This is a genomic window from Gemmatimonas sp. (assembly GCF_036405635.1).
Taxonomy (GTDB): domain Bacteria; phylum Gemmatimonadota; class Gemmatimonadetes; order Gemmatimonadales; family Gemmatimonadaceae; genus Gemmatimonas.
Map to the genome: position 1 here is coordinate 1 of NZ_DASWXE010000037.1, position 22,874 is coordinate 22,874.

The window sequence follows — 22,874 nt, forward strand, 5'->3', positions numbered from 1 at the left end:
CGCGACGCTGGCACTCTTGCCATTCGACACTGCCGAGATCGTGGCGGAACCGATCGCCACGGCCAGCACGGTGCCATCGTTGGTCACCGTCGCCACCGACGAATTGTTCGATGAGTACGACGGAGTCCGGTTGCGAATGGAGTTGCCTTTGCAGTCGAACGCCGTGCCGACGATCTTCTGCGACCCATTCACAGGCAGCGACAACGACAGCGGCGCCACCGTCACCGAGCACGCCTCGGGTGGCTTCAGGGCATCACAGGCGCCAAGGCCCACCAGAAGCGCCAGGGCGCTCGACGCGGCAGCGCGGCGGGAGAGGAACGTCACGAGAGGGGCAGCGACCCGCATGCAGGTCCGTCCTGTTCAGCAAGGAAGTGAATGGGGGCGACGATCGCTCCCAATGTCATCGGGTACCCGCAGGATTGGCCCACGGGCTGGTAACAGAGGACGCACGGTCTGAGGCAGCCGTAACTGTCACAGTGCGGGCACGTGCCCCCTCCAGCAACCTGACCATGCCGGTCCGGGCGGGCAAGCGGCCCCACCTGCTACTTTCCATGCGATGCAGACCCCGGCCCCTGCGGCGCGTTCCCTGGACGGCCCACACTCCGCTGCCTCCACCAACCGAGACGCACGCACCATCGCAGCATGGGTGCTCGGCGCCGTCCTGCTGCGTGCGCTCCTCGCCGCGCTCGTACCACTTCTCCCCGACGAGACCTACTACTGGGAGTGGTCCCGGCGCCTCGAAGCCGGGTATTTCGATCACCCCCCCGGCATTGCCCTGCTGATCGCACTGGGCACCACTTTGGCGGGCCCGACCGTGGCGGGCGTGCGCGCCGGTCCGGCCATTGCCGCCCTGATCACCCATGTCGCTGCCATCTACTGCGCATGGCAGCTTGGCGGGCGGGGCACGGCTGGCTGGACCGCCGCCCGGCGCGCTGCCCAACTCGTGGCGCTGCTGCCCATCGCCACGCTGGGCCTGGTGCTCGCCACCCCCGATGCGGTGTTGTTCGCCGCCGCCATGGTAGCCCTGCTGGGCGTGGAGCGCGCGCTGGCCGCGCCGGTGCGCTCGTGGAACGGGCTCGCGTGGTGGACGCTCGCCGGTGTGGGGCTTGGGGCGGCCTTCGTGGCCAAGTACACCGCCGTGCTGCTGCCCGTGGGACTCGTCATCGCCTGCGTGGTGCACCCGGCGCTGCGCCGCCGTTTCGCCGAACCCGGTCCCTGGGTGGCGAGCGCGATCGCCCTGCTGATGTTTGCGCCGGTGGTCTTCTGGAATGCGATGAACGACTGGGTGTCGTTCCGCTTCCAGCTGGGGCATGGCTTCAATCCCAGCGCGCGTGGCAATCCGTTGTCACGCGAACTCGAGATGATCGGCGGACAGGCCGGACTCGCATCGCCGATTCTCTTTGTACTCATGGCGATGGTCGTGGGACTTGCCCTGCGTGAGGGATGGCGGGCGCGAGCCGCTGCCCAGCCCACCGACGCAAGCGTGCGCCGTTTTGCCCTCGCCGTCATCGCGACGGCGCCGCTTGCCTTCTTTGCCATCAGCGCATGGCGCCGTTCCGTCGAAGCCAATTGGCCGGCCATGATCTACCCTGGCGCAATGATGCTGCTGGCCACCAGCGGGCGTTCATGGGCGATTGGCGCGTGGTGGCGACGCGGATTGGCATTCGCTGCATTTCTGCTGCTCGTTGTGAGCGCACAGGCGTGGCGTCCGCTGTTGCCGCTCCCGCCACGCCGCGATCCCATCGCCCGCGCGCATGGTTGGACCACGCTCGCCAACGCGGTCGACAGTGCGCGCACGAACCCGTTCCTCGAGGGCACGGTGGACCAGTGGGTTTCGGCCGACCGCTATCAGGACGCATCGGAGCTGGCCTTCCACCTGCACGACCAACCCACGGTGTTCGCCCTCAACCTCGGCGGGCGCACGAATCAGTACGACGTGTGGCCCAACGCCTTTGCCAAAATCAGGCCGGGCGACGGCCTCGTGGCCGTGTTCGATGCCGATACCAAGGGCGACTCCTTGGCAGCGGTGGTGGGATCGTGGTTCGCGTCTTCGCAGCAGGGCGCGACGGTCTCGCTGCAGCGCAACGGTGGCGAAATTACCACGCGGCGCATCTGGCTGTATCGTATCGCGCGGGATGTGCCACGTGAGCGTCCAGTGGCGCCGTGAGATGATTCACGCATGACACGCCCATGACGCCAACACTGAGCCTGTCTGCGCTGTTCGTCGTGGCGCTGGGTGGTGCCCTGGGTTCAGTGGCACGCTACGCGGCCGGTGTGTGGCTGCTGCCGGCGAGCGGCGGATTTCCCGTGGGCACGCTGGTGGTGAATGTGCTCGGCGCATTCCTCATTGGCTGTTTCGCGCGCATCGCCATGAACAGCGAATCGGATCAGTTGCTGCGCCTTGCGCTTACCACGGGCTTTTGCGGCGGCTTCACCACCTTCTCCACGCTCAGCGCGGAGACCATCGCGCTAGTACAGCAAGGTCGCACGGCGCGGGCCGGTCTCTACATCGCTTCCAGTCTCATACTCGGACTCGGCGCCACGGTGCTGGGTCTCTACCTCACCAAGCCGCGTCCACAGCCATGACCGCTCCCGCGATTCCTGCCGATCTCGCCGCCTGGTGTGCGGAGAACGATCAGCGTGCGCTCGACGAACTGTTTGCCTTTCTGCGCATCCCGTCGGTTTCCGCGCGCTCTGAACACAAGGCCGACTGCGCCGATGCCGCCCGCTTCGTGGCCGAGCATCTCACGCGCATCGGCTTCACGACGGCGGTGGAACCCACACCCGGTCACCCCATCGTGGTGGGCGAGTGGCGTGGTGCCGGCGCCGATGCGCCGACACTGCTCATCTACGGGCACTATGATGTGCAGCCCGCTGAGCCGCTGGAGCTGTGGACCTCACCAGCATTCGAGCCGACCGTTCGCGACGGGCGCATCTACGCACGCGGCTCGGTGGACGACAAGGGCCAGCTCTATCTTCATATCAAGGCGCTCGAAGCACATCTCGCCACACGTGGCGCGTTGCCGGTCAATGTGATCGTGCTAGCGGAAGGCGAAGAAGAAGTGGGCAGCGTGAATCTCGAAGCGTTCCTCGAGCGCGAGAAGACACGTCTGGCGTGCGACGCCGTGGTGATTTCCGACTCCACCATGTTCGCGCCAGGCATTCCGAGCATTCTGTCGTCGCTGCGTGGCATGACCTATCTCGAGATCACGGTGCAGGGGGCCAATGGCGATCTGCACAGCGGCATGTACGGTGGCGCGGTGGTCAACCCGGCGATGGCGCTCGCGCGCATCCTCGCCACCATGCACGATGCCGACGGCCGCATCGCGATTCCCGGCTTCTACGACGCGGTGCGACCGTTCCCCGATCATGTGCGTGCGCAGATGCGCGAGCTGCCGTTCAGTGATACGGAGATGATGCACGAAGTGGGCGTGACCGCGCTCGGCGGTGAAGCGGGTTACACCACACTCGAGCGCTTGTGGACGCGCCCCACGTGCGAAGTGAACGGCCTGCTCAGCGGCTACACGGGAGAAGGCGCGAAGACGGTGCTGCCCGCGCACTCCATGGCCAAGGTGAGCTTCCGTCTTGTGCCCGACCAGGATCCCTCCGTCATTGCATCGCTGGTGGATGCGCATGTGCAGCGCGTCGCACCGGCGGGTGTCACGGTGAAGGTGGAGCATCTGCACGGCGGACGTCCATGGCGCGCCGATCTGCAGGGCCCGATCATCGAAGCCGGCAAGACGGCACTTGAAGCGGCTTTCGGACGCGCGCCCGTGATCACAGGCGAAGGTGGCAGCATTCCCGTCGTTGGCGACTTCGAGCGCATCCTCGGCGCGCCGGTGTTGCTCATGGGTTTTGGCTTGCCTGGAGAGAACGCGCACGCGCCCGACGAATGGATCAGCGTGGAGAACTACCAGCGCGGAACGAGAGCGGCGGCGGCGCTCTACGAAGAGTACCGCCGCCGTCATGACCTCGAAGACTGACCCGGCGCGGAGCCGGGTGTCTGGGACTTAAAACGAACCCAGGATATCGTCGGAGCTGTCGTCGTCGAACGGAATCAGCGCCGCGCCATTCACTGGGAACACGTCGTCGTTATCGGCGTTCGCGGCGACGGTCGCACGCGCAGGCTTCGCCTTGCTCCGGGTGGCCGTGGTGGTGCGGGCCTTGCTGCTGCTGCGCGAGGCGGTGCTCGGCGGCGTGCTGGCCGCCGCGCGGCGCGTCGAAGCCGAGGTGGGCGCCACCAGGGGCGCCGACACCGACTGCACACGCGCATTGCCCAGCTCGAACTGCGCCGCGAGATCCTGCATTTCGGCCGACTGCGCCGAGAGTTCTGCCGCCGCACTGGCCGACTCTTCGGCATTGGCGGCGGTGCGCTGCGTGAGGCCGCTGATCTGCGACATCGCCACCGTCACCTCGGCGAGTTCCTTCTCCTGCTCCACCGCGCCTTCGGCAATGTTGTTCATGATCGTGGCCGCGCGCTGCACACCGGTGCGGATCTCTTCGAGACGACGCGTGACGCTTTCGTTGAGCTGTACACCCGTCTCGGCCTTCTGCACCGACTCTTCGATGAGCGTCGCCGTGTTGCGCGACGCTTCCGAAGCACGGATGGCCAGGCTGCGCACTTCGTCGGCCACCACCGCGAAGCCCTTGCCCGCGTCGCCGGCACGTGCTGCTTCGACCGCCGCGTTGAGCGCCAGCAGGTTCGTCTGGAACGCGATCTCGTCGATCGTCTTCACGATCTTGGCCGTCGAGTCGGCGGAACGCTTGATCTCGGCGACCGCCTGAGCCAGCGCCGTCATGCGCTCCACACCCTGCTCGGTCGTTTCCGTCACCTTCACCATCGCCGTGCGGGCTTCGTTGGCATCCGCCGCGTTGGCCTTCGTGCGCTCGTCCACCACACCGATGCGGTTCGATACCTGGTCGATCGCGCCGGCCTGATCGGCCGCACCACTCGCCAGTTCCTGGCTGCCATCGCCGATTTCACGGGCCGCCGAGTTCACCTGGCTGATCGCTTGGGTGAGCGAGGCGAAGACTTCGGAGATGTTTTCGAGCGCGGTGTTCAGCGACTCCTTGATGGCAGCATGCTCGCCGACATAGTTGCCCTTCACGCGCGCCGACAGGTCCTTGGCGGCCACACGCGTCAGCACTTCCTTCGCCTCGACGATCGGCTCGATGACAGCATCGAGCGTCGAGTTCGTGCCGGACACCAGCTGCGCGTAGGCACCCTGGAAACGATCCGGGTTGCCACGCTTGGACAGGTCACCGTGCTTGGTTGCGTCGATGACACCGTTGATCTCGCTCACCACATTCTGCAGCGTGTCGGTGGCGCCATTGATGCTGCGTGACAGCACATCGTGCTCCGAGCGCACCTGCACCTTGACGCTCAGGTCGCCGCTCGCGAGGCGATCCGCCGCATGGGCCACACCACCGATGTACGACAACATGCCGCGGAACGCTTCAGCCAGTTCACCGACTTCGTCCTTCGATTCGATGTCGACGACGAGGTCGAGCTTGCCCTGCGCAATGTCGCGGCCCGTGTTCGACAGCGTCCGCATGGCACCGATCACGCTGTTGAGCGTGCCCCACGCCAGCACGATGAGTACGGCGAGCGCAACCACCAGGATGGCGCTGGTGCTGTAGAAGGACGTGCTTTGCAGACCGGTCGCATTGTCGAACGAGGCGTTGATCTGCTCGCTGCGCGTCTGCAGTTCGGTGTTGAGCTGCTTGGTGAGGTCGGCGTACTTCGTCTTCGCTTCTGCCCGGGCGCCCATCATGTCTTCCATGGAGCCGGTAATCATGCCCATGCTCGAAGACTTGGTGGCAGCGGCGTATTCCTTGAAGGATGCGAGCACCTTGACCACGGCGGCCGAATCGGTGGTGGCGTTGTGCGCCAGCGAATCGTTGACCGTGGCGAACTTCTTGATGATCGAATCCGCAGCCGTGATCGCGGCCGTGTCACTTGCCGCGACGGCGTCACGCACCGTACGCTGATAGAGCTCGAGCAGGTTGAGCTGCTGGCGACTCTGCTCCAATGCCGGTGAATAGTCTTCGCGAATGGTGGTCAGCTCAGACTGCGCGCGGCGGCCCAGAATGATCGTCGAGCTGAGCGTGATCAGGAAGCCAAGGGCGGCAACCACGGGGAGAGCCAAAATCTTGGCTCGCAGAGTCAAAGTACGAAACATGGATTCGCTTCAAGGGACAGCGCGGAGGGAATGGACGTCGTCGTCCGACACGGCACAATCAGGGGTATCGGACCATTGGCTCATGCACTTGAGCAAGCCGTAAAAACCGTCACACCGCCGGCGCAATTGTCACGCGGGTGCCGCATTGGTGACAGTGGCATCGGTGATTGTGGTGGCCTGGGCCGATGGTGTGATGGCGCAATGCAAACGGGCGATCACTCCCCAAGGAATGACCGCCCGCCACTTGATGCTGCAGCAACCTTAATATATGGATGCGCGGTGTGCTTACAGTCCGTCGAGCAATGAGTCGTTGTTCGACGTGGCCGCAATGCGCTTGATGAGCCACTCCATACCGGCCTGTGGCGGCAACTGGTGCAGGCCGCGACGCAGCAGGTGCACCTTCTCGAGCTGGTCCGGGCGATAGAGCTTCTCTTCGCGACGTGTACCGCTGGTGGCGATATCGAATGCCGGGAAGATGCGGCGATCGGCAAGCGAGCGATCGAGCTTGATCTCGCAATTGCCGGTGCCCTTGAACTCCTCGAAGATCACGTCGTCCATGCGCGAGCCCGTTTCGACGAGTGCGGTGGCGATGATCGTGAGTGAGCCGCCCCCGTGCTGCGGTGCAATCATGCGCGCTGAACCGAAGAACGCCTTGGGCTTCTGCATCGCGGTGGCGTCGAGGCCACCCGACATCGTGCGGCCGGTGCCGCGATCGACCGTGTTGTGCGCGCGGGCGAGGCGTGTGATCGAGTCGAGCACGATCACCACATCCTTGCCCTGTTCCACGAGACGACGCGCACGTTCGAGCGTCATCTCGGCCACTTCCACATGGCGCTTGGGCGGCATGTCGAAGCTGGAGGCCACGACTTCACCGTAGCCCCACGTGATCATCTCGCTCACTTCCTCGGGACGTTCATCCACGAGGAGCACCAGCAATACGGCCTGCGGATGATTCACGGCCACGCCTTCGACGATGGCCTGCAGGAGCGTGGTCTTGCCGGCCCGGGCCGGGGCGACGATCAGCGCACGCTGGCCATAGCCGATAGGCGCAATGAGATCGATGGCGCGCCGCGTGAGTTCGGGGCCGGTCTTGGCCGGGCGTCCCGTCTCGAGTGTGAGTTTGCGATCGGGATAGCTCGCGGTCAGCGTGTTGAAGTCGGGGCGCTTTTCCAGCACGACGGGCGAACCGTCGTTGAGCGTCTGCACTTCGATGACGAGATAGCGGCCGCGATGATCACGCCCATACGTCACTTCGAGCCGGTCACCGCGGCGGAGCTGGTGCAGGCGCACCAAGGCCGGGGGTACGAACGGATCGGTGGGCTCGGGCAGGTAGCTGTTCTCGGCGCGGCGCAGGAAGCCGCCATCACGCGACGGATCGAACCAGCCAGCCATCGTCCCTTCGACGCCAACAGGCGCTGACGGCGCGGACTGGTGTGGCGAACCACCCGACGACGGGGCTGGCCCACTCTCGTTTCCACCACCGCCGCCACGACGGAACCGGTTGCGTCCACGGCGCCCGTTGCGCTGCTGGCGGAAGCCGCCACGGTCCTGCCCATCGAAGCGATCCGGTGACTCGGACGGACGGTCACCGCGGTCTCCCCGGTCGAAGGTGCGCTCGCCACCACGATCATGGGTCCGGTCATGCGACCGATCGGAGGTCGGCCCCGAGGACTGGTGGCGATCACCACCCTGCCCGCGGTTGTTGTCCGGACGTCCACCGCGACCACGGCGGCGTCCGTTGCGATCCCGGCGGTCGGGACGGTCCTGTCGATCGTGACGCTCAGGACGATCCTGGCGGTCCTGCTGAAACGGTCGCTCCGGACGGGCGGTGTCCTGGCGTTCCGGTCCATCGGTGCGATCAAAGGCGCGGTCGTAGCGGTTCGGGGCTTCCTGGCGGTCGGCGAGTGGCCGTTCCATGGAAGCCTCGTAACCCAGCGGCGACGGGTCCCGGAAGCTTGGCCGGCTTTCCGTCGGCGACTCCGAACGGGGGGCCTGGCGCACCTCGTCGCGGGGTTCCGGGCGGCTTTCGGCGCGCGGTTCGTTGCGGGGCTCAGCGCGCGGCTCACTCCGGGCTTCGCTGCGCGGCGCTTCGCTGGCGTCGCTACCGGAGGCCTCGCTCCGGGCGGTGCGTCGCGGACTCCGTCGCGCGGTGGGCGCTGGAGCGGCGCTGTCATTGGAATCGCCGGCGGACGGCGCGGACTCGGTGTCCGCAGCGGTGCGGCGGGGCTGGCGAGGACGACGGGGACGGGGGGCGTCGGATGCGCTCCCTTCCGCGTTGCGTTCGCTGCCGGTGTCACTGGACGCCCGGCTGACCGGTGCGTCGAGATATGGATTGTCGTCCCCAACGGTGTCGGGGCTCTGCCGGGTGCGCGTGGTGCCCCGGCGGGAAGGACGTTTCGGTTCGGTCATTCGACTACTGCGAGTGGTACGTGGGCTCCAGATCGTCGGGCGCGGCCCGACGGGCAGAGCACGGCCTCAGCACGGCCGCCACAGCAGGAACTGCCGTAGCAGAGCGTGCCTGAGCCAACAGGACAGACACCCGGGACGGGTGCGGACGCGCCAGAGGCGCTGGAAATGCAGGGTGTTCTGGACGGGGTGGGTCGTGCCGTCGCTCGGGGTGGAGTGGCGCAAGGGCCAATCCGGTACTGCCGGGGGGAGGAGGCATCGTGCCTCCCATCACTCGAATGGGCACCGATGGCGAACCAGCCGGGCCACGCCTCAGCGCATCAATATCGGGGCGCCGTGGCATCACATGCTTCGAGGTGCTGCGCTGCGATGCAGTTGAATCGTGTTGAGTATTGCGAGCCTCGGCCAATCGCGCAACCCTGCACGAATACGGTTCCGGTACGGACTGGGTAACACCCATACGGAAACCGCCAACCGGGAAACACTGCTGACGTGGCTACCCCCATGACCCAGCTTTGTGTCATTCTTGAAGGATGATTGCCCCGATCAAGGATATCCCCGCTGCTCTCGCCGATGCCGTCGGCGCCTACGAAGCTTCCGGCAACATCGGAGCCCTGATGGAGCGGCTGCATCACCTTCGTGATGGCACGATGCCGGACGCCCTCGTGGCTGCTGCCGAACCGTGGCTGCATATGCCAGAGGTCGCTGGACCCCTGTATGAGCGCGTGGTGGAGGAGCAGCCCTCCAATGCGCGCGCTTTGGTGATTCTGGCGAACGCCTACTGGCTCTCCGGCCGTGGTCCGGAGCAGGTGGGCGAACTGGCCAACCGCGCGCTCGCCATCGACCCCACCAACCGCGGCGCCTGGCACCTCTGGGCGCTCACCGAGGCCAACCCGCGCGACCGCACCGTGCGCTGGTTGCAGGTCTCGCAGCGCTTCCCGGAAGATCATCTCGCCAAGGCTGCGCTGGCCGACAATGCCGCATCACTGGCCGCCAGCGAGCACGACAAGGAGGCGCTCGCCATGGCCATCACTGCCTACGAAGAGTTGTGGGCCAGTTCGCCCACGGAACAGCAACGGGCAGCGCTCGAGACCGCGCTCACCACGCTGCGCAACTACACCTTCTGAATATCCGTGCCCCGCACGGCCTGAGACTTCCGTGACCGACTCCACCTCCGGCGCGCCGCATGACCACGGGCGCGGCGACGAAAGCGCAGCCCTCGCCGAATTCCGTCAGTTCCGCGAGCGCATGAACACGCGCATCCTCGGCGAGAACAATCTCGTCATCAATCGGTTCTTCAATCTCGATGGTCGTGCCTATGAAGGTGGCGCGCTGGATGTGAAGACGAAAGAATTGCTCGGCCTCGTGGCGTCGATGGTGCTGCGCTGCGACGACTGCATCACGTATCACATCGTTCGGTGCGGCGAAGAAGGCGTGACGCGCGACGAGGTGTTCGAGACGATGAGCATTGGCCTCGTCGTCGGTGGCAGCATTGTCATTCCACATCTGCGTCGCGCCGTCGATCGGTGGGATGAAGTGGAACGCATGCGCGGGTAGGAGGGTACGGCGGCACTGGTGGGACGCACGCGAAAGTGTCCCGCATGCTTGTGTGATGCGTTGCTTGGCCTTTCAACGATCCCACCAATGCCGACTTTCGTATCGTACCCACGACGTTGTTCCCGCGTCGTCGCGCTGGCTTCTCTCTCGGGGATTGCGCTCTCGCTCTCAGCGCACACCGTGGCCGCGCAGGGTGTCTCGCTCAGCGCCGGTCTCGGAAACAGCAACGGCGGACGGTTCGCAGAGCGCGGTTCTGCGGTGGGTGCCATAGCGTATGATCACGGCAAGGCGATGTCGCATGGTGTGGCGCTCGCGTGGCGACTTGGCGGTACGGCCACCCTGCACAATGGCAGCGATCTGGTCTGCGAAGCTCCTGTTGGCGGAGCATGCTCGCCACTCGAACCTGACTTGCTCGCCTTCAGCGCCGCTGGTGGTATCCGCATTGGTGGACACCGTGCGTCGCTGTCACTACTCGCCGGCCCCAACCTGTATGCGACGCGCCGCGAGGGTGAGGATGGCGCATCCGGTGTCGGCTTGCTGCTGGCGGGCACGGGAATGCTCGCGCTTACACCAAAGGTGGCGCTTGTCGGCTCCGTCGAGCAACATCATGTGCGCTTCGTTGGTCAAAACCTGCGCGTCAATACGATCCTGCTTGGTGTCCGACTCGGACCCACAGTATTTCCGCGCTGATTCCCGTCAATCAGCGCGGAAGGGGCGAGAGCTACTGTGGCTTGGCGATGGTCTTGGGATTGCCGTCTGACACGAATCGCGTGCCCGGCCCCGGCTTGTCGAGCATGTCCAGTGTAGGCGTCAACTTCGTGCCGCCTTGCAGCGGTACACGCGGCAAGGATGCGGGATTGAACGCCGAGTCAAACGGACTGCGTGCCGGACCACCGGCCACCTGAAATACTGCTTCGTGCTTGTACGACACCGTGCGCTTCGCCTTCGGGTCGTACCATGAGCCCGCGAGTGTGAGCGCACGATTCTTCGGCCAGATGCCATAGGGCAATGCCATGCCGCGCACCTTGTAGCCGGGCACGGCCGAATCGATGGCCATGGCCCCCCGCGCGAACTGCTCCTGCACCACCGCGTCGGAATACTTGTTCAATTGCGCGTGCCACAACGTGTGGTTGCACAGCTCGAACCCCTGCTGCACCAGAAACTGCAGCTTCTGGAAACGCCACGCCGACTTTTGCCCGTCAATGCCCTTCTCGCCGAAGAACGCGTGGCCAGCCGCTGCCGCAGGCAACAGACAGAACAGACCCTTGGGCTTCCAGTCCGGGTGCGTACGGATGAAGTCGAGCAGAATGCCCACGGCGCTGGTGGGATCGACCACCAGCTGTCCGTTCCTTTCGATGTAGCGAAACTGGCTCGGCGACGCGTCGTCGAAGGTGAACAGCACCGGCGTCTTGCCCGCCGGAATCGACAGCGTCTTGTCGAGAATCTCCGACAGGTTCACCGGCACATAGTCGCGGCGATGCAGCTCCTCGAGCTCGGCCTTGAATCGCTCGCGCGACACTTTGTACGTGCCGTCCGCATCCACTACCTGATGCCACTCGACGATGGGGAATCGGCCCATCTCGTTGGGCGTGCGGGGGCCGCTCGGCGCCGGCGTGGTCGCCGGGCGGGTAGCTGGCTGGGCCGGCTTTGACGCTGCTGCCGGGCGCGGCTGGGGCTGGCTGGCACTTTCTGGACCCAGGCCACGTAGGACTGATGACCGCGCGGCTTCGGCCCCCTGCAAAGACAGCGCACCAACCATCAGTCCCACTGCGACTGTCCCACTCAGGATGCGCGGGACCAAACCGGGACGACCCAAACGCGCGTGAAGTCGAGCCGGAATGGCGGCTCGGACGGACTCGGATTTCGTGTGCGGAAACGCCATGACACCGATACTCACAACCAGGGTGCTGCCAGAACCACGATGGACGTGCAACCTAACGGATCGCCTGCCGAGACAGTGACACCAGAGACGCCGGAGCGTGCCGCGTCGGTGTCGTGGCGCACGAGGTTGGCGTTGGGCCGACGCCTCCGGTCTGCGTCGGCATTCCTCTTTTCGCTTCCGCGAACGCTGATTCGCGTGCTCCGGACCAACCGGAACGCGCGGCGCGTGGCGTTCGGTGCCACCGTGGCCGGCGTGGTGTGGACGATGGTGATGGGCACCTGGTGGTGGAGCTGCGGCTGGCAGGGATGCCCGACGCCGACTCAGCTGCGCGCCTGGCGTCCCACCGAAGGCGGCGCATTGCTGGCCCGCGACAGCAGCGTGGTATCGGCGCTGTCTGCGGTGCGGCGCGTCAACGTGCCGCTGACCCGCGTACCGGCCCATGTGCAGGCGGCGTTCATTGCCGTCGAGGACCGTCGCTTTCACACGCACGCCGGCGTGGATTGGCGTGGCGTGATGCGCGCCAGTGTGAGCAACCTGCGCGCGGGCAGCGTACGCGAAGGCGCGAGCACCATCACCATGCAGCTCGCGCGCAATGTATTCCTCGGCAATCGCGCCACCGAGCGTAGCTGGGGACGCAAGTTGCTCGAGTGGCGCTATGCGCGCCTGCTCGAGGCGTCGCTCTCCAAGGAGCAAATTCTCGAGCGATATCTCAACGCCATCTATCTGGGCAACGGCGTGTACGGCGTGGAAGCCGCCAGTCGTGACCTGTTTGGCAAAGGCATTGGTGATGTATCGCTCGCCGAGGCCGCGATGCTGGCCGGATTGCCCAAAGCTCCATCGAGCTATTCACCGCGCAATGACCGCGTGAAAGCGCTGGCACGTCGTGCTGTGGTGTTCGATGTGCTCGAGCGCGAGCAGGTCGCCGATGCCGCCACCCTGCGCGCGGCGCGCAAGTCGGCGCTCAAGCTCGCGCGGCGGGAGTTCGTGCTTACGCGCACGGTCGATTCGTGGGCCGTGGAGGCGGTACGTGGTACGCTCGATTCGCTGCGTGCTGCGGGGGTAATCCCCCGTGCGCTCAACGATGCGCAGCTACGGGTATGGAGCACGATAGATCGACGGGCCCAAATCGCGGCCGAACGGGCCATCGCAGCGGGTGCAGCGCAAATCGACGAGGAACGGTCGTGGAACGGATTCCCCGTGCGTCGCGCCGATGAACGCACGCAGGGCGCATTGGTGGCGATGGATCCCTCGACCGGTGCGGTGCGCGCGATTGTGGGTGGGCGTCGTCTTGAGCGAAAAGGCTTCAACCGCGCGATGCGCTCGCGTCGTCAACCGGGTTCGACATTCAAGCCGTTTGTGTATGCCGCAGCGCTGATGCACGGTTTCACGCCGGCCAGCATGGTGGACGATGAGCCAGTGGAAATCAGCAGCGGCCGCGACACCTGGAGGCCCGCCAACTATGGCGACGAGTACGCGGGGCGTATCACGCTGCGCGATGCGCTCATGCGTTCGGCCAACGCTGCCACCGTGCGTGTGAGCCGCGATGTGGGTGTGCCGGTGATCGCATCACTGGCTCACGCGCAGGGCATCACCAGTGACTTGCCGCAGGTGCCGGCGTTGGCGCTCGGCGCTGCTGCTGTCACGCCCTTCGAGCTCACCACCGCGTACGCCCCATTCGCGAACGGTGGTATGCGTGTGGTGCCGCACATCGTGGAACGGGTGGAAGACCAGTTCGGCCGCTTGCTGTGGGAGCGCAAGGCGACGTCGGGTTCCCGCGTGTTGCAGCCCACCGATGCATTCCTGGTCACGTCGCTGCTGGAGAGCGTGGTGGACAAGGGCACGGGGCGCGCGGTGCGTGATGCGGGTATTCGTGGACCGGTGGCCGGCAAAACTGGCACCACCAACGACGGCACCGATGTCTGGTTCGTGGGCTATACGCCGACGCTGGTGGCCGGTGTGTGGTTTGGCGCCGACAATCCGCAGCCGCTGGGTTGGAACGCGTCAGGCGGGCGACTCGCGGCACCCGTGTGGGCGCGCTTCGTGCGCGATGGCTGGCACAGCCCCGAGCAGGACACGCCGTGGCGTCCGCCGCCAGGCATCGAGTCGCGTCAGATCGACATCGGTACCGGCATGCTGGCCAGCGACTGGTGTGGGCCGTCGCGCCGCGAGTACTTCCGCACCGGTACGCAGCCCACGGGATCCTGCGAAGGGGCGGCGCCGTTTGCCATGCGCGACGACGACCCACCCGACTGGCATCGTGGGGACGATGTGGATGTCGACGACATCAGCGCCGCGGTCGAAAGCATCATGGAGAAGACGCGGTCCACCGAGAAGGTCCGCAATATCACCGACCGCGTGATGCGGGAAATCAAGCGTGCGGTGGAGCGCGAACGTAGGGAACGTCGCGACCGGGAGCGCCGTGTCAGTCAGCGCGGCAACGAGGAGCATCCCTAGGATCGCAAGAGAACAGCGGGGGGAACACAGATCACGCAGATCGACACAACAAACGCACGATACCAATCCAAATATTCTTTGGTGGTATCTGTGCGTTTTGCTTTTTCTCTGCGCGATCTGTGTTCCCCCCGTTGTTAGCCTTTCAGCACGCCAAGCCAGTCTTGCCGGCCTCCAGCATAGCCGGGAAAGAGTTGCGCGAGCTTGTCGGCGCCGAGATGCCGTGACGTGACCTCGGAGAACACCGCACGAAAGTCGGTCGTGAGGGCAAGATCGCGTCCTTCGTAGAGTTGCTCGCGCGCCAGACCGGGCCACTTGCCGAATACTTTCTGCGACGCGCCCAGCGAACCGCCAATCACGAACATCGCGCCGGCGTGACCGTGGTCGGTACCGCCGGTGCCGTTCTGGCGCACGGTGCGGCCGAACTCCGAGCAGGTGAGGATCACCACGTCGTCCATGCGATCACCCAGATCGGTAACGAGGGCCGCGATCGATTCGGAGAAATCGGACAGGCGATTGGCGAGCTGTCCCTGCGCGGCGCCCTGATTCACGTGTGTGTCCCAGCCACCCACATCGGCGAACGCCACCTCGAGACCGACGTTCGACTTGATGAGCTGCGCGATCTGCAGCAGGCGCTGACCGAATTGTGAACGCGGATACTGCACGTTGGCGGCCGGCTTGTACTGCTGCGGGTCGGCCGATCGTAGCACCTTGAGTGCTTCGAACATGTCGCTGCCGCTGCCGTGAATGAGATCAGCCGATCCGGTGCGGTAGAGTGCCTCGAGGCGACGTTCGGCATCACCACCTGCACTGCGGATGGAGAACTCGCTGATCGAGTTCATCGCCACCACCGGTGACGCGCCCTCGAGAATGCGTGGTGTCTGTGCGGTCATGGCCACGGCCCGGAACGGCGCCATCTTGCTGCCATCCACACACGCTTCACAGGTGCCCTGTACAGCGAGATAGCGATTGAGCCAGCCGTCGGTGGTGCCTTTGCGGTCGGGCGTGCCGGTCTCCATGTAGTCCTGCGCGTCGAAGTGCGAGCGTGTGGCGCTCGGACTGCCGACGGCATGGATGGGCGCGAGCATGCCACGATCCCATAGCGGCTTGAACGACGACAGCGACGGATGCAGGCCGTAGAACCCGTCCAGATCGATGGCGCCGACCGGGCCATTCGTGCGAGCCGGGGTACCGATCGCGAGCTGTGGTCGCGCCGTGTAGTACTCACGATCGCCGAATGGCACGAGCACGTTGAGCGCGTCCGCGGCACCGCGCTGAAACAGCACGATGAGCGTCTTGCCACGCGCCGCGCGCGGCAGGTCCATGGCCAGCGCCGTACGCCTGAGAAAGCTCGGACTCAGGCCAAGCGTCACCAGCGCCATCGCGCCGCTCTTGAGGAAGATGCGTCGATCCATGTGCCCCTCGAAGGTAGAGCCGTCGTCGACCTTCATCGGTCGACGATCGGAAAATCAGCGGCGCTGGAACTCGGGCGCCCCGAGGGCGAGCCCGACGATCTGCGCAAATCCCGCGGCCTGCTGCTGTCGCTTGTTGCCGTTGTTCGCACCACCACCGTTGCCGTTCATGGCGAACGACGTGTCGCTATCACTTCCGCGTTTCTCCAGGAACGGATTGGTGCCACTGATCAACACCTGGCGCGTATCGGTGGACACCGCGCCGCCAAACAGCTCGCGGATGACACCGTCCACTTGTTGCTCTCGCGGCAGCGTGGCCAATTCCTTCGATGCCGGCCACATGGCGACCCGCACACCCGGCACGCGTCCACCGGCCACGGCCAGGCCGAAGTTGATGCGGTTGAGAATCGCACCCGTATTCATCCACGCGTCACCGGTTTCGGGATAGCCATTCGGCGCCTGATGGCCGAAGATCGGTTGACCCAGTCGGCTGACGAGCTGCGCCGAACGTGCGGTGGAGTCCGGCACCGCGTTCATTGCGCGCAAGGTGCTGGCGACGAGTTCGAACGGTGACTTCACCTTGGCGCGATACGCATCGGCCGAGAAAAACTCCGGACTCGTGACGATCGTGCGCAGTACGGCGCGAATGTCGCCATCGGTGGACCGGTACGTCTCGGCCGCGCGCGCCACCAGAGCGGGCGGCGGTGTGTCGCTCACGAAGCGGCGGGCCAGCTTCGTGGCGATGAAGGTGGCCGTCTTCGGGTGACGAGCCAGGAGGTCCAGCACCGCTTCGCCCTCTTCAATGCCACGTCCGGCGGGAAACTTCTGGCCAAGGATGACCTTTGCGCCAGCATCGTGCACCATCGGACGGAACACGAAGCTGCCGCCCTGCGCTCCGCGATCGAGTGTCCAGCCCGTGAGTGCGCGCGCGACCTCGATGACATCCTGCTGTGTGTATCCGCCGTCGACGCCGAGCGTGTGCAGCTCCATCAGCTCACGCGCATAGTTCTCGTTGAGACCGCGGCGGCGCTGTGCCACGGCGGGCATCTGGGCTGGGCGTGGTGGTGTGGCTGCCGCACGACGCGCCGCCGCACGTGGGTTTTGCGCCCGCGACGGGCGGGCAGGTTGCAGCACCGGCCGGCCGCTGTCGGCGACGCTCTGCCAGTTGTCGAGGTAGTACAGCATCGCCTCGCTCTTGGCGACCGCGCCGAGCAGTTCGCGGAACTTGCCCATCGCGTGCGGACGGATGACGCGCGTATCGAAATCCGTGAGGAAATACCGCGTGCGGTCCTTGCCGGAGAACACATTGAAGTGGTTCTCCCAGAAATCGACCATCACTTCATCGAGCTGTCGCTCGGTGAGCACCGCGCGCGCCACACGACTCGATGTGAGTTCGGCCAGCAGGATTCCCGAGCGGCGTCCTTGTTCGCGGATTCGCGCGGAATCTTCTGCAGTCACCGTGCCGCCGCGGCGTTGCAGCTGGGCGAGCGCCTGGGCCGGAGGCGGATACTCGGCGTAGAGCTGCTCGCTGGTCTTATTCAGCGTTTCATAGCGCGCCAGAAAACTGGTGACGGCAGTGTCGGCGACACGCTCGGGGTGCAACTGCTGGTCGATCCAGCGATCGACTCCCAGTGTGCGGACGGCGGCCACATCGCCTGGACGGGGGCCGAACGCCAGACGGTTGAGCACGTGCTGCACCTGCTGATCGGCCGTCTGCTCACGGGCTGCGATCACGGCGGCGGATGGCGGCTGATAGGCCGGTGCGCGAGAGGCTGTGGTGCTGCCGGCGGGCGCCGACGATCCGGACGCTGCTGCGCAGCCAAACATGACAGGGAGTGCAAGCAGTGCACCCGCCAGCCAGAGATTTCGATGTCCAGTTGAGACGATGCGACGTCGGTTCACGGGCCTGCTCCGTTGAAGACTTGAGTCTTTTCGTTTGGACGCGCCGCCAACGAACGCGTTAATGCGACACCATCCGACGTTTCGCGCCTTATCTTTCGGCATGGCAGCTCCGCGACCGTTCACGTCACCCGCCGCACTCCTCGACGCGGCCTTCGCCACCGGCACGCTCACCACCATTGCCACCGGTGGTGCGTTGCTCGGGCTCGGCTGGCGCGAAGGCGAAGCGGGACGGGTGTTCCGACTCGCCGGACGCGCGTTGCTGGAACGATTCGGGGTGGTATCCAATGCCGCACCACTGTCTTCCGTGGCGCTCGGATATGTGCACCATCTCACCATCGCGACCGCGTGGGGCGTGCTGCTCGCACTGTGTGTGCTACCTTGGAGGGGGACAACACGTGTCCTCGTGACCGTTGTCGCGGCGGTGGGGTACGTGCTGTTAGTCACCAGTGTGGTGCCCGCACCGTTGCGTATAGGCTACGCTGTGACGGGAAGCCTGCCTGGTGCGGTTCCTATCGGAGCAGCGTTGGCGGTCGCGTTGTTTGGTGGAGCTTGGCTGGCGTCCTCGGAGCCGTCCGAGGAGTGAGCCGCGCGACGCGGGGCGATTGAGTTGGTGATTGATGTCACCAACACGCCGGCGCTGTGACACGTTTGCAACCTAGAGTGACGCTGGTCGTGCCTGGAGTTTTGGTGGCATCGGCTATGCTGCATTCGACGTTGCAGTTCCCCCGGTGGCACGTCTTGAGAACGTGGACGGCGCGCGTGACGAAGCGACCACCGGACATGCTTACCCTGATCCCAGGAGGGATACGATGGACGTCCTCGTACGACTCGAGGCTCGTCCGAGCGATTCGCCGGTACTCGCGCACGTGAACTCCATTCCCGTGCTTCCGTTCGGTACTCGCTCGCGGCGTGAAGTGGTGACGCTGTACGGAGAGGCAGACGCCCAGTCGTTGGCACTGGCGTTGGCCGCAACCGTGGAAAGTGAGCGTTTGGAAGCGGTGACGGCTGGAGTGGTGCGTCACCTTGGCGTGTGGCCCGACCGCGGTGCGGTGGGTGACTCGGCGTGGCGCGATGGCACGACGGGCCGCTTGGTCACGCAGGATCTCGATATTCCCTTGCCGACGCTGGAAGCTCGTGCGGTTGAGCTGCTCGGCGCCTGCGGCCCGACCCTGCGTCGGGTGGCTGCTGGTCTGGCGATGCCGGATTGGCCCGAGGGAACGGAACGCGCGTTGACGTTCTCGCTGATGTCCGCCTCGGCGGCCAGCGGTGGAGCCGGCAACTCGTTCGACGATGATGCCAAGGTTGAGAACTGGCTCGATTCGATTCGCCAGGCCGATGCCTTTACCTACGATGTGGAGGGAGACTGATCGGACCCTCGATTTGTCAGAAGCAGGACTGACGCGGGCAAGCGCTGAGCGCTTGCCCGCGTCTTTGTTTGGTGGAGAGGTGCGCGACCGCAGGGTCGGGACTGCAGAAGCCGGAACGGCGGGAGCTGGACCCACGGAAGCTAGGGGCGCGGGAGCTGGACCCACGGAAGCTGAAGGAACGGGGGCTGGAACTACGGATTCCAACGAGGGCCCCCGCGCGAACCCGTAGTTCCAGCTCCCGTGTCCCCAGCTCCCGTCCCACCAGCTCCCGTAGGTCCAGCTTCCGTGGTTCCAGCCCCCGCAGTCCCCCCGCAGTCCCCCCGGCAGTTCCACCCCGTACGCCCCACCCTGCTTGCCCCCTCGCGCCTGAACCTGCACCCTACAGGTGGCCCCACCGGGCCCACGACCCCCACTCCTGAGGGCCGCGACGTCCGAACCTTGCGGGCTCTCCTGCCCCTGACGTCCTCGTGAGCGGTCGCCGCGCCTTCGGCCCCCGCTGACCCGCGACTCCGTGGCTTCCGCGCCCGCGCAATCCGACCGTCGGCTCACCGACGGGACGCGGAGGGACGATGCGCGAATACGACAGCGCCGGCATCAGAAACATTGCCGTGCTCGGACACGGCAGCAGCGGCAAGACCAGTCTCGTCGATGCACTCTGTTTTGCGGCCGGATCCGGCAAGCGACACGGTGCCGTGCGCGACGGCACCGCACTCACCGACCATCTTCCCGAGGAGATCGAGCGCGGGTATTCCATCAGCCTTGGCTGCGCCTACGCCGAGTGGATGGAGAGCAAGATCAACTTCATCGACACGCCGGGCTCGCTCGACTTTCAGGGCGACACGATCGCCGGACTTGCCGCCGCCGACGGCGCACTCTGTGTGATCAGCGCGGCGAGCGGTGTGGAGGTGGGCACCGAGCGCGCCTTTCGTGCGGCGATGGCCAAGCAGGACCCGGTGCTGTTTGCCGTGTCGATGATGGACAAGGAGCACGCCGACTTCGATCGCATCTATCAGCAGATCAAGCAGCGGCTGACGTCAAAGGTCATTCCCGTCGAGGTGCCCTGTGGTGAAGGGCCGGCGTTTCGTGGTGTGATCAATCTCTTCACGCAGCGCGCGTACATGTACACGAGTGGTACGAAGGGCGAGTACGTCGAACAGGAGATACCCGCCGAGTGCATGGAGCGCTTCACGCGCTATCGCCAGGAGTTGATTGAAGCCATCAGTGCCACTGATGACGCGTTGCTCGAACGCTATCTCGAGGGACAGGAGATCGATCGCGACGATGCCATTCATGGCATGAAGGACGCCATGGCTCGTCTTGATCTGTTCCCGCTGTTTTGCGTGTCATCCGAGAGCATGATCGGCGTGCGGGCGCTGCTCACCGAACTCGTGCAGCTCATGCCGAACGCGTGGGAGATGGAGGAGATCCATGCGCTGACGGGGGCAGAGGGGCACAACACCGTGCAGCTGCACGCGAAGGATGACGGACCCTTCGCCGCGCTGGTGTTCAAGACGCTGGCCGAGCCGCATGTGGGCGACGTGAGCTACTTCCGCGTACTGTCAGGTAAGGTGGTGAACGGTCAGGAGGTGTTCAACGCCACGCGGGACGGGACCGAGAAGCTGGGACATCTCGCCGTGCCGTGCGGACGCGAGCGACAGGAGGTGAACGTCCTGCATGCCGGCGATATCGGCTGCGTCACCAAGCTGCGGAATACGCACACCAACGACACGCTGTCCACGCGTGAGCATCCCATTCGACTGCCGGCGATCACGTTCCCGGACAGCGTGGTGCACTTCGCGGTGCGCGCGACGGCACGCGGTGAAGAGGACAAGCTGCAACAGGGTTTGCATCGTTTGCACGACGAAGATCCCACACTCACGGTGCACTACAACCCCGAGACCCACGAGACCATTGTGGGCGGCATGGGTGAGCGCCATCTCGATGTGGCCATGGCGGTGCTCAAGCGAAAGTTCGGTGTGCAGGCCGAGTTGGCGAAGCCGCGCATTGCCTATCGCGAGACCATCACCGCAAAGTCCGAAGGGCAGGGGCGCCACAAGAAGCAGAGTGGAGGGCGTGGGCAGTTCGGCGACTGCTGGATCCGCATGAGCCCGATGCCCCGTGGCGAAGGCTATCTGTTCGACGACCGCATCGTGGGGGGCGTGATTCCCTCCAAGTACACGCCCGCGGTGGATCGTGGCGTGCAGGAAGCCGCGGCGCGCGGTGTGCTGGCTGGTTTCCCGCTCGTCGACTACCGGGTGGAGCTCTACGATGGCTCCACGCACTCGGTCGACTCGAACGAAATGTCATTCAAGATGGCCGGCATTCTCGCGTTCAAGACGGTGGCGCCCAAGTGCCGGCCCGTCATCCTCGAGCCGCTCGATTTGCTCGAAGTGTCGGTGCCCGATGCCTGGTTGGGCGATGTGCTTGGTGATCTCTCCAGCAGACGCGGCCACATTCTCGGTACGAGCGCCGAGGACGGACGCACCACCGTTCGCGCCGTGGTGCCACAGGCGGAGCTCCACTTGTATGCGACCCAGCTCTTCTCACTGTCGCATGGCGATGCACAGGTCACGCGACGGTTCAACGGCTATGAGCAGGTGCCGCATGACGCCGCCCAGAAGGTGATCTCCGAGCACGCGCGCGACCTGGAGGCCGCCGAAGCGTGAGCATGGCACCATCCTGAAGAGATCCGGGATCGGTTGGGGCCGGATTTTCGGGGGGCTGCCCCTTCATGTGCAACGGCACGCATTCCGTCGAGCGCAGTCATCGCGCGGGAAATGCGTGCCGTTGCAAGTATTCAGGAACAAGTCAGATGCGATGATGTGATTGCGGACCGCGGATCACATCTGACGGATCATCACGCAGTGGTCACACCTTGTGATACGAGATGCGTGCTGCTTCACGGCGATCGGTGGCGGTGTAGATCTCGAAATCGCTGAAGAATGCCGGCGCTTCGGCGATGAGAATGCGCAGCACCATCACCGCCATGCGGCGGATTTCGAGCTCCGCGCCCTCACTCGAGCGCAGCTCGAGCATCGTGCGCCACGCACGAGCGTTTGCTGTAACAACAATCTTGGTTTCGGTCGCATTTGGAAGAACTGCGCGCGCGGCCTCGCGCGCCATCTTGCGGCGGTGCACTTTGTCGTCCACCCAGGCGTAGCGCGTCATCAATGACTCGACGAGAGCGACGTAGCTTTCGAGCGCGGATGTCACCTGGGCCCGCCATGCCGTCTCCAGTGGCTCGTCGCCGATGATCGCCGGTGGCATCACGAACTGGGCGGCACTCTCATCGACATATCGCTGCGAGAGCTGCGAGTAGGCGAAGCCTGCGCGGTGACGCACCAGTTCATGCGTCAGCGAGCGGCTCACACCTTCGAGCAGCAGCGAGTAGTTGGCGTGCTCCAGCACGCTGCCGTGTCCCTGCTTCTTGATGTTCTCGAGATACTCGCGCGTGGTGCGTCCGGCCGGATTGCGCTGACTCATGTAGCACAGTCGGCCGGCAAATTCCGCGAGGCGCTCGCCATCCGTCGATTCTCCGATCCACTGCACCGGCAGGTGCGATGGTTCGGCGAACTGTGGACGGGCGAGCACCGTCACGGTGGGCTCGCGCAGGATCGCGGTGTCGGAAAGCGGCATCGGCAGGGTACGAAGTGTCGAAGAGAGTGGTCGGGGCAGAGCACGACCGTACACGAACAATTCTAGCCTTCTTTCGCGC

The 22,874-nt window shown here is 65.3% G+C and carries 17 protein-coding genes; 10 read left to right on the top strand and 7 right to left on the bottom strand.

Translation table 11 applies throughout. The features are described from left to right. Positions 1 to 345 (bottom strand): Ig-like domain-containing protein (locus VGE27_RS02275; RefSeq protein ID WP_331048006.1); only part of this gene is annotated, 345 nt, incomplete at its 3' end. A gap of 211 nt (positions 346 to 556) precedes the next feature. On the opposite strand from VGE27_RS02275, the gene VGE27_RS02280 reads away from it, so the two are divergent. Genes VGE27_RS02280 through VGE27_RS02290 form a run of 3 tightly spaced genes read left to right on the top strand, consistent with a single transcriptional unit; the run spans position 557 to position 3,983 of the window. Beyond that, complete coding sequence (locus tag VGE27_RS02280; protein WP_331048007.1) at positions 557 to 2,167, top strand: glycosyltransferase family 39 protein; 1,611 nt, start codon at positions 557 to 559, stop codon at positions 2,165 to 2,167. Between the two features lie 23 nt (positions 2,168 to 2,190). After that, positions 2,191 to 2,586 carry a fluoride efflux transporter CrcB gene (gene crcB / locus VGE27_RS02285; RefSeq protein WP_331048008.1) on the top strand — a complete coding sequence of 132 codons (396 nt, stop codon included), beginning with the start codon at positions 2,191 to 2,193 and terminating at the stop codon, positions 2,584 to 2,586. Beyond that, positions 2,583 to 3,983, top strand: coding sequence for a dipeptidase (locus VGE27_RS02290; RefSeq protein WP_331048009.1), 1,401 nt, complete (start codon positions 2,583 to 2,585; stop codon positions 3,981 to 3,983). Before crcB ends, VGE27_RS02290 begins: the two co-directional genes overlap by 4 nt. Before the next feature lie 27 nt (positions 3,984 to 4,010). Here the strand turns inward: VGE27_RS02290 and VGE27_RS02295 are convergent, their stop codons facing one another. Further along, positions 4,011 to 6,137, bottom strand: coding sequence for a methyl-accepting chemotaxis protein (locus VGE27_RS02295; RefSeq protein ID WP_331048010.1), 2,127 nt, complete (start codon positions 6,135 to 6,137; stop codon positions 4,011 to 4,013). A 330-nt stretch (positions 6,138 to 6,467) separates the two neighbouring features. Beyond that, positions 6,468 to 8,591 (bottom strand): transcription termination factor Rho, encoded by a 2,124-nt coding sequence (gene rho / locus VGE27_RS02300; protein WP_331048011.1) that lies wholly within the window; start codon positions 8,589 to 8,591, stop codon positions 6,468 to 6,470. 530 nt (positions 8,592 to 9,121) lie between these two features. Between rho and VGE27_RS02305 the strand changes: the two genes are divergently transcribed. From VGE27_RS02305 to VGE27_RS02315, 3 genes are all read left to right on the top strand, one after another. Then, a complete protein-coding gene (locus VGE27_RS02305) occupies positions 9,122 to 9,715 on the top strand; it encodes a hypothetical protein (protein ID WP_331048012.1) in 594 nt (197 codons plus the stop codon). Positions 9,716 to 9,836: 121 nt separating this feature from the next. Then, positions 9,837 to 10,145, top strand: coding sequence for a carboxymuconolactone decarboxylase family protein (locus tag VGE27_RS02310; RefSeq protein WP_345787971.1), 309 nt, complete (start codon positions 9,837 to 9,839; stop codon positions 10,143 to 10,145). Positions 10,146 to 10,232: 87 nt separating this feature from the next. Then, the gene (locus VGE27_RS02315; RefSeq protein WP_331048014.1) at positions 10,233 to 10,835 is read left to right on the top strand and encodes a hypothetical protein; all 603 of its coding nucleotides are present in this window, start codon (positions 10,233 to 10,235) and stop codon (positions 10,833 to 10,835) included. Between the two features lie 31 nt (positions 10,836 to 10,866). Here VGE27_RS02315 and VGE27_RS02320 read toward each other — a convergent pair whose 3' ends face one another. After that, on the bottom strand, positions 10,867 to 11,724 hold the full coding sequence (locus tag VGE27_RS02320) for a polysaccharide deacetylase family protein (protein WP_331048015.1): 858 nt from the start codon (positions 11,722 to 11,724) through the stop codon (positions 10,867 to 10,869). A 498-nt stretch (positions 11,725 to 12,222) separates the two neighbouring features. Here VGE27_RS02320 and VGE27_RS02325 point away from each other — a divergent pair, with 498 nt between their 5' ends. Next, on the top strand, positions 12,223 to 14,481 hold the full coding sequence (locus tag VGE27_RS02325; RefSeq protein WP_331048016.1) for a PBP1A family penicillin-binding protein: 2,259 nt from the start codon (positions 12,223 to 12,225) through the stop codon (positions 14,479 to 14,481). A gap of 134 nt (positions 14,482 to 14,615) precedes the next feature. Here the strand turns inward: VGE27_RS02325 and VGE27_RS02330 are convergent, their stop codons facing one another. After that, positions 14,616 to 15,929, bottom strand: a complete 1,314-nt coding sequence (locus VGE27_RS02330) for a DUF1501 domain-containing protein (protein WP_331048017.1) — start codon at positions 15,927 to 15,929, stop codon at positions 14,616 to 14,618. Between the two features lie 18 nt (positions 15,930 to 15,947). Continuing rightward, the gene (locus VGE27_RS02335; protein WP_331048018.1) at positions 15,948 to 17,792 is read right to left on the bottom strand and encodes a DUF1800 domain-containing protein; all 1,845 of its coding nucleotides are present in this window, start codon (positions 17,790 to 17,792) and stop codon (positions 15,948 to 15,950) included. 100 nt (positions 17,793 to 17,892) lie between these two features. Here VGE27_RS02335 and VGE27_RS02340 point away from each other — a divergent pair, with 100 nt between their 5' ends. The 3 genes from VGE27_RS02340 to VGE27_RS02350 all read left to right on the top strand — a co-directional run bounded on the left by VGE27_RS02340 (position 17,893) and on the right by VGE27_RS02350 (position 21,825). Beyond that, positions 17,893 to 18,375 (top strand): hypothetical protein, encoded by a 483-nt coding sequence (locus tag VGE27_RS02340; protein ID WP_331048019.1) that lies wholly within the window; start codon positions 17,893 to 17,895, stop codon positions 18,373 to 18,375. Between the two features lie 226 nt (positions 18,376 to 18,601). After that, positions 18,602 to 19,159, top strand: a complete 558-nt coding sequence (locus VGE27_RS02345) for a hypothetical protein (RefSeq protein WP_331048020.1) — start codon at positions 18,602 to 18,604, stop codon at positions 19,157 to 19,159. 569 nt (positions 19,160 to 19,728) lie between these two features. Further along, on the top strand, positions 19,729 to 21,825 hold the full coding sequence (locus VGE27_RS02350) for an elongation factor G (protein ID WP_331048021.1): 2,097 nt from the start codon (positions 19,729 to 19,731) through the stop codon (positions 21,823 to 21,825). A gap of 202 nt (positions 21,826 to 22,027) precedes the next feature. On the opposite strand, the gene thyX is transcribed toward VGE27_RS02350, so the two are convergent. After that, positions 22,028 to 22,795: an FAD-dependent thymidylate synthase gene (thyX, locus tag VGE27_RS02355; RefSeq protein WP_331048022.1), complete on the bottom strand. Its 768-nt coding sequence runs from the start codon at positions 22,793 to 22,795 to the stop codon at positions 22,028 to 22,030. Between the last annotated feature and the right edge of the window lie 79 nt (positions 22,796 to 22,874).

Coding starts and splice junctions, on each gene's coding strand:
- VGE27_RS02280 (WP_331048007.1), top strand. CDS start 557: ATGCAGACCCCGGCCCCTGCGGCGCGTTCCCTGGACGGCCCACACTCC.
- crcB (WP_331048008.1), top strand. CDS start 2,191: ATGACGCCAACACTGAGCCTGTCTGCGCTGTTCGTCGTGGCGCTGGGT.
- VGE27_RS02290 (WP_331048009.1), top strand. CDS start 2,583: ATGACCGCTCCCGCGATTCCTGCCGATCTCGCCGCCTGGTGTGCGGAG.
- rho (WP_331048011.1), bottom strand. CDS start 8,591: ATGACCGAACCGAAACGTCCTTCCCGCCGGGGCACCACGCGCACCCGG.
- VGE27_RS02305 (WP_331048012.1), top strand. CDS start 9,122: ATGATTGCCCCGATCAAGGATATCCCCGCTGCTCTCGCCGATGCCGTC.
- VGE27_RS02310 (WP_345787971.1), top strand. CDS start 9,837: ATGAACACGCGCATCCTCGGCGAGAACAATCTCGTCATCAATCGGTTC.
- VGE27_RS02315 (WP_331048014.1), top strand. CDS start 10,233: ATGCCGACTTTCGTATCGTACCCACGACGTTGTTCCCGCGTCGTCGCG.
- VGE27_RS02320 (WP_331048015.1), bottom strand. CDS start 11,724: ATGGGCCGATTCCCCATCGTCGAGTGGCATCAGGTAGTGGATGCGGAC.
- VGE27_RS02330 (WP_331048017.1), bottom strand. CDS start 15,929: ATGAAGGTCGACGACGGCTCTACCTTCGAGGGGCACATGGATCGACGC.
- VGE27_RS02340 (WP_331048019.1), top strand. CDS start 17,893: ATGGCAGCTCCGCGACCGTTCACGTCACCCGCCGCACTCCTCGACGCG.
- VGE27_RS02345 (WP_331048020.1), top strand. CDS start 18,602: ATGGACGTCCTCGTACGACTCGAGGCTCGTCCGAGCGATTCGCCGGTA.
- VGE27_RS02350 (WP_331048021.1), top strand. CDS start 19,729: ATGCGCGAATACGACAGCGCCGGCATCAGAAACATTGCCGTGCTCGGA.
- thyX (WP_331048022.1), bottom strand. CDS start 22,795: ATGCCGCTTTCCGACACCGCGATCCTGCGCGAGCCCACCGTGACGGTG.